General features: G+C 59.1%; 7 protein-coding genes, 1 pseudogene and 1 CRISPR repeat array. Of the genes and pseudogenes, 1 reads left to right on the top strand and 7 read right to left on the bottom strand.

Features of this window, described 5'->3' with window-relative positions; all coding sequences use genetic code 11:
• A pseudogene (locus QZZ60_RS09195) lies at positions 1 to 539 on the top strand (hypothetical protein); the annotation flags it as partial.
• Here QZZ60_RS09195 and QZZ60_RS09200 read toward each other — a convergent pair.
• The 7 genes from QZZ60_RS09200 to casA form a co-directional block, all read right to left on the bottom strand.
• Positions 505 to 1,265, bottom strand: a protein-coding gene (locus QZZ60_RS09200) for an IS5 family transposase (protein WP_295640739.1) whose coding sequence is annotated in 2 segments (ribosomal slippage) — positions 505 to 908 and positions 908 to 1,265 — 762 coding nt in all. Because the reading frame shifts where the segments join, the coding sequence is not laid out codon by codon here. The pseudogene QZZ60_RS09195 and the gene QZZ60_RS09200 sit on opposite strands and share 35 nt — an antisense overlap.
• Positions 1,266 to 1,359: 94 nt before the next feature.
• Positions 1,360 to 1,815: a CRISPR direct-repeat array (repeat unit 28 nt; unit sequence GAAACACCCCCACGTGCGTGGGGAAGAC).
• Between the two features lie 31 nt (positions 1,816 to 1,846).
• Positions 1,847 to 2,137 carry a type I-E CRISPR-associated endoribonuclease Cas2e gene (cas2e, locus tag QZZ60_RS09205; RefSeq protein WP_295640741.1) on the bottom strand — a complete coding sequence of 97 codons (291 nt, stop codon included), beginning with the start codon at positions 2,135 to 2,137 and terminating at the stop codon, positions 1,847 to 1,849.
• A complete protein-coding gene (gene cas1e, locus QZZ60_RS09210; protein WP_295640743.1) occupies positions 2,115 to 3,014 on the bottom strand; it encodes a type I-E CRISPR-associated endonuclease Cas1e in 900 nt (299 codons plus the stop codon). Before cas1e ends, cas2e begins: the two co-directional genes overlap by 23 nt.
• Positions 3,015 to 3,428: 414 nt before the next feature.
• Positions 3,429 to 4,139, bottom strand: a complete 711-nt coding sequence (cas5e, locus tag QZZ60_RS09215; protein ID WP_295640745.1) for a type I-E CRISPR-associated protein Cas5/CasD — start codon at positions 4,137 to 4,139, stop codon at positions 3,429 to 3,431.
• Positions 4,136 to 5,203 carry a type I-E CRISPR-associated protein Cas7/Cse4/CasC gene (cas7e, locus tag QZZ60_RS09220; RefSeq protein WP_295640747.1) on the bottom strand — a complete coding sequence of 356 codons (1,068 nt, stop codon included), beginning with the start codon at positions 5,201 to 5,203 and terminating at the stop codon, positions 4,136 to 4,138. Before cas7e ends, cas5e begins: the two co-directional genes overlap by 4 nt.
• Before the next feature lie 92 nt (positions 5,204 to 5,295).
• Positions 5,296 to 5,913: a type I-E CRISPR-associated protein Cas6/Cse3/CasE gene (gene cas6e / locus QZZ60_RS09225; RefSeq protein WP_295640749.1), complete on the bottom strand. Its 618-nt coding sequence runs from the start codon at positions 5,911 to 5,913 to the stop codon at positions 5,296 to 5,298.
• On the bottom strand, positions 5,910 to 7,934 hold the full coding sequence (gene casA / locus QZZ60_RS09230) for a type I-E CRISPR-associated protein Cse1/CasA (protein WP_295640751.1): 2,025 nt from the start codon (positions 7,932 to 7,934) through the stop codon (positions 5,910 to 5,912). The genes cas6e and casA overlap by 4 nt, the downstream gene beginning before the upstream one ends.
• Positions 7,935 to 8,305: the final 371 nt, after the last annotated feature.

Below are 8,305 nucleotides of genomic sequence, written 5' to 3' on the forward strand. Positions count from 1 at the left end.
GTTGGAAAATAGAGGAGAGTATGGCGAAGAGAATCAAGGTCGATAAATATCCCGGAGTATATTATCGTGAGGAAGCACGAATCTCCGGGAAGGGAATCGAAAAGGTATACTATATTGTTTTCAAAAAAGAAGGCGTAACCCGGGAGGAGAAGGTCGGAAGGCAATATGCAGACAACATGACGCCTGCGAAGGCCTCTCACATCCGCAGCGAGAGAATTGAGAATAAGCGAAAGTCTCCCAAGGAAATCAGGCTGGAAAGAAAGCAGCAAAAAGCGAACAGTCGGGTCACTCTGGAATTTCTATACGAAGAGTACAAGAAGATGTTTCCTGAGAAAAAGAATCTGGGAACGCTAGATGGCTTCATGAGAAACCATCTAAATAAGATAAAGACTCTGGAGGTTGTCGATATAACAACCAGACATGTGGAGGATGTGAAAGAGCTCGCGTATCGGAAGAGTCTTTCGGATCAGACCGTCCACCATATTCTTGCACTAGATAGTGTCGTCAAATTATGTTTGCCCACAAAGATATGCATCTGATTTGAACGGCGGCAAGAAAAGATGCACATCTTTTGGCATATCGTGTGGCAATTCCCCGCCAGCGCTTGAGATGGAGAAAAGCATTCTCGACAAGATGCCTGACTTTGTAGAGCTCTCTGTCATAGTTGCGTGATATTTTACGACTTCTCTTTGGCGGGATGACAACCTGGAAACCGGATTCACCTGCTTTGCGGAGAATACTCTCCGTATCGTAGCCTCTATCAGCCAAAAGTGCCCCGGCACTCAACCCGTCAATCAACGCACAGGCCTCTTTGCAATCAGCTCGGGTACCTTCTGTAACAATAACTCTGACCGGCATACCATGCGCATCCACGGCCAGGTGTATTTTTGAGTTGAGCCCCCTTTTGTGCGGCTCATGGCCTCATTACCTCCCGCAGCGCCCGCCGCATGGGGATGTACTTTGCAATGACTGGCATCAATGATGAGCCATTCAAAATCAGGTTCGACAATGAGAGCTTCGAGTATTTTCTCCCAAACTCCCCGATCTCGCCATCGGCAGAAGCGGCGATGTGTATTTTTCCAGTCGCCAAGATCGGGGGGTAAATCCCGCCACGGAGCCCCGGTTCTCAGTATCCAGAAGACGGCGTTGATAAACAATCGGTTATCGGCGGAAGGACGACCGACAGAGCCTTTGGAACCGGGAAGAAGTTTTTCAATATTTGCCCATACCTTGTCGGAAATATCATGCCTCCGATGTGCCGCCATATGGTCTCTCCTCATTGTAAGTGAAGAGATTATAACATACTTTTAAATTTGACGACACTATCTAGTTGAAAATGTCAATATAAAATCAAAGAAAAGAAACACCCCCACGTGCGTGGGGAAGACAATAAACTTCATGTATTCATCGCAGGAACTTTAGAAACACCCCCACGTGCGTGGGGAAGACGAAGTGCGCCGCTACAAGACCGGAAACATCAAGGAAACACCCCCACGTGCGTGGGGAAGACATCCAGGGAACACCATTCCCCGCAGTTTTCGCAGAAACACCCCCACGTGCGTGGGGAAGACTATTTCAGTGTTGCCTTTTTCCTTCTTTGGCCTGAAACACCCCCACGTGCGTGAGGAAGACAGCTCGCCCTCGACAATGACAAGACTTCTTGCAGAAACACCCCCACGTGCGTGGGGAAGACCGGAGCGGATGCACTTCTGCACGAGTCGCGCCAGAAACACCCCCACGTGCGTGGGGAAGACCTGTCAACTTTGGCTCAAGCGGCTCCGCAAGCAGAAACACCCCCACGTGCGTGGGGAAGACCCTGACATATTATTGAACTTTTTGGTGCAGGTCAAATGATCGGATCGTCTTTTTCCAGAACGAGCTGCAGACCGGAAATTTCCGTCAGCCGTCGCCGCGGGTCCCCCCTGCCGTATATTTTGTAGCCCGGAGCCTTGCCGATGCGCTGAAAAATCAGCAGACCGCTTTGGGGCGGGCAGCTTTTCAGAAGATACTCGACGACGTGCCGGGCCACGGAATCCTTGACGCCGGAAATGAAGACGTTGGCCCTCGGTTCGATGAACCAGAGCTTCATGCGTCCACGCACGGCGGGAGGCAGGTCATTGGCGATGACGACGAGCAACGTTTTCTCCTATCAGGCTTTCGATGTCTCCCGGGATGCGGGCAAGAAGATCCATGTCCAGCACGCGTCTGCGGAACGCTTCGGACACGGCGTATTTGTTGTATTCTCCGGCCAGGGAGAGTGTGAGCGAAAAGGCGAGGTCCACGCACAGTTCCCCCTTGTAGAGATCCGCAAGGTCATAGATGAAGGGCAGAGGACTGCCTGAATGGATGAATCCCAGATGCGGAGAGTAGCCGAGAGAGTGCACGCAGGAACAGAGTATGCCGTACAGGGCGGCATTGGCGGCCGTGAGTATCTGATTGGTCACGTCGCTCAACTCAAAGTTGCCGGGAGTGAAGGAGCGTCCCTTCCAGCCCACGTTGTACTGACGGGCCTTTTCGTCGTAGAGATTGCGCACCCGCAGTCCTTCCATGCCCATCATTTCCTGAAGGCTCTTGCCGTTCAGATCGGCGTCGGGAAAGCGCCGGGCAAAGAAGGCGCGAGCCACCGACACGGAATGTTCGGGATGCGCGGCAAGCCGCGCCTGCCGCAGAATATTGCGGCTGCTTGCCGTGGGGGTGTGGCCTGCCGCATAAAAAAGCAGGGAATCTTCCCCCACCCAGCAGAGCGAGCAGTTCGCCGCGGCTGCGGTTTTCACGGCCTCGTGCGTGACGCTCGTGCCCGGACCGAGAAGCAGGGCGGCTATGGTGGCCACGGGCAGACGGACGCGGTTGCCCTCGGCGTCGATCCATTTCAGGCTGCTGTCGTCTATTTCCAGCCTCCCGCGTTCAAGATACAAAAAGGGATATTTTTCGGAAACGCGCGGCAACGTCTCGCGCGTGACGGGTATGAACAGGCGCTGCCTGGATTCCGAAGAAAAGCGGGGGGGCTGGGCCATGGCGTTCTCCCCGGGGCTCGGCGGCCCCGCTGCGGCGCGTGACGGAGCGGGGCAGGGAAACGCTCTCTCCCGCAGCCGCAGGATGGTTTCAATGCACTTAAAGCAATTGTTGAAGGTTTGAACCCCGCGAGGGGGAAAGACAATGGCGGGCTGCCGAAGCCGAAGGGATGCGCGGAAACACCCCCACGTGCGTGGGGAAGACCCCGCGCGTCCCTCCCGTACAAGGGCAACGTGAGAAACACCCCCATGTGCGTGGGGAAGAGGCCGAAGGTCCCGCGAGCTTCGCAAAGCCCGTTCTCTGCGCTTTGCAGTGCCTTTCTCGACGCGGCGGGCAGTTTTGCGGTTCGCCCCGCGTCGCGGGCACGTCCTCGATCCCGCCCCTTGCGGATGTCCGGCAAAGGGCGGGAAGACCGGTCACTCCTGCATGAGGTCGACGACGGTCACGGTTCTGTCTTCATAGCGCTTGTACAGGCCGAAGTTCACGGGCACGTCGTTGAGAATCATGACCTCGCCTTCGTCGTGCTTCCCTCCGATCACCTTGAGCACGGCCCTGCGTTTCTTTTCCTCCGCCACGGCCCGGGCACGGGCGAGAGCCTCTTCTTCGTTGTCGAAAAAGCCGCGGAACACCATGTCCGTGGGGATGCAGTTTCGGCGTCCGAGGCAGATGGGCCACACCGGGGCCTCAAGGCCCGCCGCCACTTCCTCTTCCATGGCTTCCGGCACGGCCAGCGCGCAGGCATAGGCCATGTCCTGCACGTAATAGCGATACGTCAGCTTGGTGCCCGCCCCCACGGGTCTTTTGCCGTCCGTCTTCTTGGGAATGAGCATGTCCTGCCACGGGTCGCGGCTGTCGTAGCCGCTGCCCACCATATGGAAATCCTGGAGAAGCGGTTCGCGCCGGGGCCTGCCGAAACGGTCCACGGGTGCGAAGGCAAGCACGGTCTGCGGCAGATCCTTCATGGCGGCGAGCCACTCGCGCTGTTCTCCGCCTCTTCCCATGGCGCAGCACAGCAGGCCGAGTACGCCGGAGCGCGTGGGGAAGGGGAGCGTGTCGCGCCTGCCGTAGCGGGAACCGGCCCCCCAGGACTGAAGGGGCCCTTCCAGCCAGAGAAGCAGCGTTCTCATGCCTGCGCCTCGAAGGGAGCGACGAAGGCGGCGAGACCTTCGGCAAGTTCGTCTATGGATATCTCGGCATCGGCCCTGCCGAAGGTGAATTCGGCCTTTTTGCCGTACAGGGATCCGGCCTGCTTTTCCTGCCGGACAAGAGCCGCGTCCAGCGCGGCGATGCTGGGCGCAAGATACCCGTTCTGCGCGCGCACCGGAGACTCGAAGCTGACCTGCATGCCCTGTCCCCTGCGCACGAGCACGCGGGCGTAGTCCCAGAGATGCAGACCGGTCTGCGTGGTCTGACGGGCCGAGGGCACGGCCAGATACAGCGCCTTCACGAAGCTCGACACCGCATGGGCGAGGCCGACGCCTTTAAGCGTTTCGGCAAGCTGGCCGAGATCGAGGCTCACGTAGCGGTAGTAGGTGGCGGAATTGAATTCCAGACTGCCCATGTGCGCGGACCCCTGCGTGATGATGCCCATGGGATCGTCGTCGAGCGCGGTGAAGAATTCCACTTCGCTGTCGGCTCTGTGCGTGGAAATGGCGTGGGCGAAGCTGGCCGCGGCGGACACGTTGAGTTCGGGAGCCTGCGCCACCATGCGGCCGAACAGCGCGATGTCGAGGCCGTCTTCGGCTGGTTTGAAGTGATTCTTATGGATTTTTTTGAACTCTGCGGTCAGGGCGTTCTTCTTGATCGCCGCCTCGATGGAGAAGTCGTGTGCAAGCGCGAATTCCGCGATGGCGCTGGCCTCGCTCTCCGAGAAGAAAAGCAGCGTGTCGTCCACGAGCACCTTGGCGAAGGCCGCGGCAAATTCTCGGGCCTTGGCGTCGTCGGCTACGGCCTTCAGGCAGGCGTCGGCCAGCACGCCTTCCACCTGCTTGGTGCGCAGGGCCGTTTTCACGCCGAGCTTCTGAAGTTCCATGCGCACCTGCCGCTTCCAGCACTGGGAGCTCACCCGGGCGCGGGTGACGCCGCCCACCACGGCGCTTTTCGGCGCGCCCACGTCGTCGCGGTTCAGGCAGGTGACGGGGAAGGACTGGAGAATGTGAAATTCGATGCGGTAGCCTTTAAGTTCGTTCATGACATGTCCTTTATGTGAAGGCTGAAATATTAGGATGGGCCCGGCGGTCCGGGCGGAAGAAAACGGAGAGCGGTTTCGAGCCGTGCGGAGCCTCATGCGTCGTCGAAGGAAAACGCGAGAGGAGCAAGCTGAAGCAGCCCGCAGCCGAAGGCCTTGCCGTGGCCTATGCCGCATCGGAAGCTGCGGATGAAGCGCTCCCTGTCAGAGACGGACAGCGTGCCCGTGATTCTGGCCTTGCCGAGCGTGACGTTTCTGCCGTCCTTCTGGAAGATGTCCACCGAAATGTCCGCCACCTGCACGGTTTCGGGGCGCGGCGCAAAGCCCCACGAAGGAGCCCTGGAAAGAAACCACGTCTCCACGGCCTCGCGTCCGCGCACGGCCTCGCGCTTTCGGGAAGCGCGGTCCCTTCGCACGGGATTGATGATGATTTCAAAGCGGTAGTCCTGAAAGTCAAGAAAGCTGTCAGGAAGAGGACGGCTTTCGAGACGGCCGAATTCCGGTGTTTCGGCTTCGCGCTCGGAGAGCACGAGGATGCGCCGCACCCCGTTTTTTCCGCCCTTGTCCGCAAAGAGAAAGCCGCTTCTGCCTTCCGCGCCGCGTCGCACGTCCGGGAACAGTCCGTACACGGCCCGGTGCAGGGAATAGCCGTCCGTGAGGCGCAGAGCCCGGCAGTCGCGCAGCGTGAGAAGATACTGGCTGACGTACATCATGCGTTCTCTCCGTCCTTTTTTGCCTCCGCCGCGCCTTCGTCGCTCCAGTAGCCCTCGGCCCAGCGCCTTTTGATCTCCTGCCGCCGTTCCGGGATGCGGAAGGCAATGACCTCGTCCAGAAGCCGCGCGTAGGAAAGCTTTCTGGGACTTTTGGCGTCCACGAAGGACAGCAGGGGACGCAGCAGACGGCAGAGCTCGTCCGCGTCGCCGCAGTTGAGCAGACGGCGCAGCCGCGAGCTGCCGAGCTCCTTGTCGTCCCTGTCGAAGCAGGCGCCGAGCGCGCGGCCGAGGGAAGAGCTGCCGTCCTCGGGATCGTCCCTGCGGCACATCGGCGCAAGAACGGTGAGGCAGGGCAGAAAGTCTCTGTCCTCCACATGGAAGCGTATGAGTATCTCCCAGGCCTGAACGGCCATATTCTCACTGCCGTCGGCCCGCCGCAGACGGGCCGCAACGCCCTTGTCCCTGACTTTCGGCTTTTCGCCGAGTCTGTCCGAAACCCATGCCAGAAGATCGGCATAACGGCTTTCCGTGCTCTTCACAGGCGTTTCCTCCCGGGACCTCGGACGATGTCTTATCCATGCCTCCACCTGCCGTCCGGTCCCGTGGGGGCAGGCTTCATCATAGAGCTTCACCGCAAGGCCGTAGCTTCGGCCGAGCAGTTCGGCGCGGGTCTGTTCGTCGTCGCAGCCGTCGATCATGGTCGGCAGCGCAGGTTCCACCATCTGCCAGAAAAGACCGGTCGCTTCCGCAGCCCTTGCCGCGGCTCCCTTGTCGTCCATCTTCATGGCCTTGCCGTACTTGTTCACCGCGCTGTAGAGCATCTGCGCCCGCGCTTCCGTCTTTTCCATGAGAGATTCGAACCTGCGGAACCATGCCTCGCCGAGAAGGGTGGTCTCGAGCCTCACTTCCGACTCGAGCTCGTCGTCCTTGCCCGTGAGAAACTGCTCGCCCGCGTTGCTGCTCACCCGGATGCCGCCGCTCCACACGCCCACGCTCTCCATGCGGCAGAGGTTTCGGTATTTTCTTACCCGGTCCAGTCCCTTCTGAAGCCCGAGACAGCAGAAGCCCGAACCGCGTTTTTCCGCGTCGAGAAAGGAAAGCAGCGCGGTAAGCTGTCGCCAGGGACGCTTTTCCGGATCCACCCACAGCATTTTCGGCCTGGCTTTGGAAACATCCATGGCGGCGGAGGGATCGGCCATGCCCGACAGATAGTCGGGATGCACGATGCCCTCGGTGAAGCGGAGTCCGTTCTCATCGAGCAGGCAGAAGCGCGCGAGCGGCACCAGCCTGCCCATGAGACTCGCCTTGAGCGCGCGGGCCGCGGGACAGTCCTCGCCCTGCGGCATGACTTCCCACGGGGGCACGCCGAGCCCCTGTTCCCACTGCGGCTGCCCCTTGATGTCCTCCCGCGTGAGCAGGTTGAGCCACAGCGTTTCCATAAGCGAGCTCCCTTCAAGGAACGAATGCAGAAGTCCCATGTGACAGAGCGCCGGGCCGGCTCTGCCGCTCGGCTTCTTTTCATGGCCGGGCGTGAGCACGAGCTTGTTGTACGGCTTCTTGCCGCTGAAGCAGAGTGACATCTGCTCAAGCAGAAGAAGCGCCTTGTCTGCCTCGGAAAGCGTCTGCTCAAGCTGCTGATGAAAAAGCCATGAGGTGTTGCCGGTCGCAATTTCCGGCATGGCTGTGCCGTAGCTTTTGATTTCGGCCTTCATGCAGGCGGGAAACTGAAGAAAAGGGAGTTCTCCGTGAAGGAAAAAGGCGCCGTGATGATCTTCAAGGTAGGCAAGCGCCCTGTCTGCCAGTCCCTCGGGCCGAAGCTCAAGCCAGTCTTCGTCGTCGGCCGGCGTGTACGCCGCCTGCGATATGGCCAGAAACAGCTTGAGCAGCGGAATCTTGACGAGCGGCGTTCCCCCCGGCATGGGAGGCATGGGCTCGGAAAACGCCTGACGGAGAGAAATGCGGCCGTGGTCGGCCATGGGAATCCACGGCTCGTCGATGAGATTGAAACGGTTTTCTGTCACACGTCCTCCTTTGCGATGGATGTGACGAAAGGCGGCCGTTCGCAAGCCGCCGCTGCCGGACAGGAAATGCCGCAGATGAAGCATTCGGGATTCGGCTGAATGGAATTTATTTTTCAACCTAATTTCTGTTAAGTCAATGGGGGCAGCGCAGAAAAAAAGGGAAAGAAGCTCTTTCCCTTGGCACCCCCCCGGGAGGGGGGAAGTCACTCTGCTTCAACCTATTTTCTGGAAACACCTTCACGAAGAGTGAAGAAGAACGTTTTCAGGCAGAGCCGGAAAAGCGCCGGTCGGCAAAGTGTATGTTGTTATTTTATATGAAAAATTTCATCCAGGCAAGTCTTCCTTCGACCAGCCTTCGCGCAGGCTGTAGC

It is taken from the genome of uncultured Mailhella sp., assembly GCF_905187505.1.
Lineage (GTDB): Bacteria > Desulfobacterota > Desulfovibrionia > Desulfovibrionales > Desulfovibrionaceae > Mailhella.

Excerpts from the sequence above, each read along its gene's own strand:
- cas5e (WP_295640745.1), bottom strand. The coding sequence starts at position 4,139 with ATGAGAACGCTGCTTCTCTGGCTGGAAGGGCCCCTTCAGTCCTGGGGG.
- cas7e (WP_295640747.1), bottom strand. The coding sequence starts at position 5,203 with ATGAACGAACTTAAAGGCTACCGCATCGAATTTCACATTCTCCAGTCC.
- cas6e (WP_295640749.1), bottom strand. The coding sequence starts at position 5,913 with ATGATGTACGTCAGCCAGTATCTTCTCACGCTGCGCGACTGCCGGGCT.
- cas1e (WP_295640743.1), bottom strand. The coding sequence starts at position 3,014 with ATGGCCCAGCCCCCCCGCTTTTCTTCGGAATCCAGGCAGCGCCTGTTC.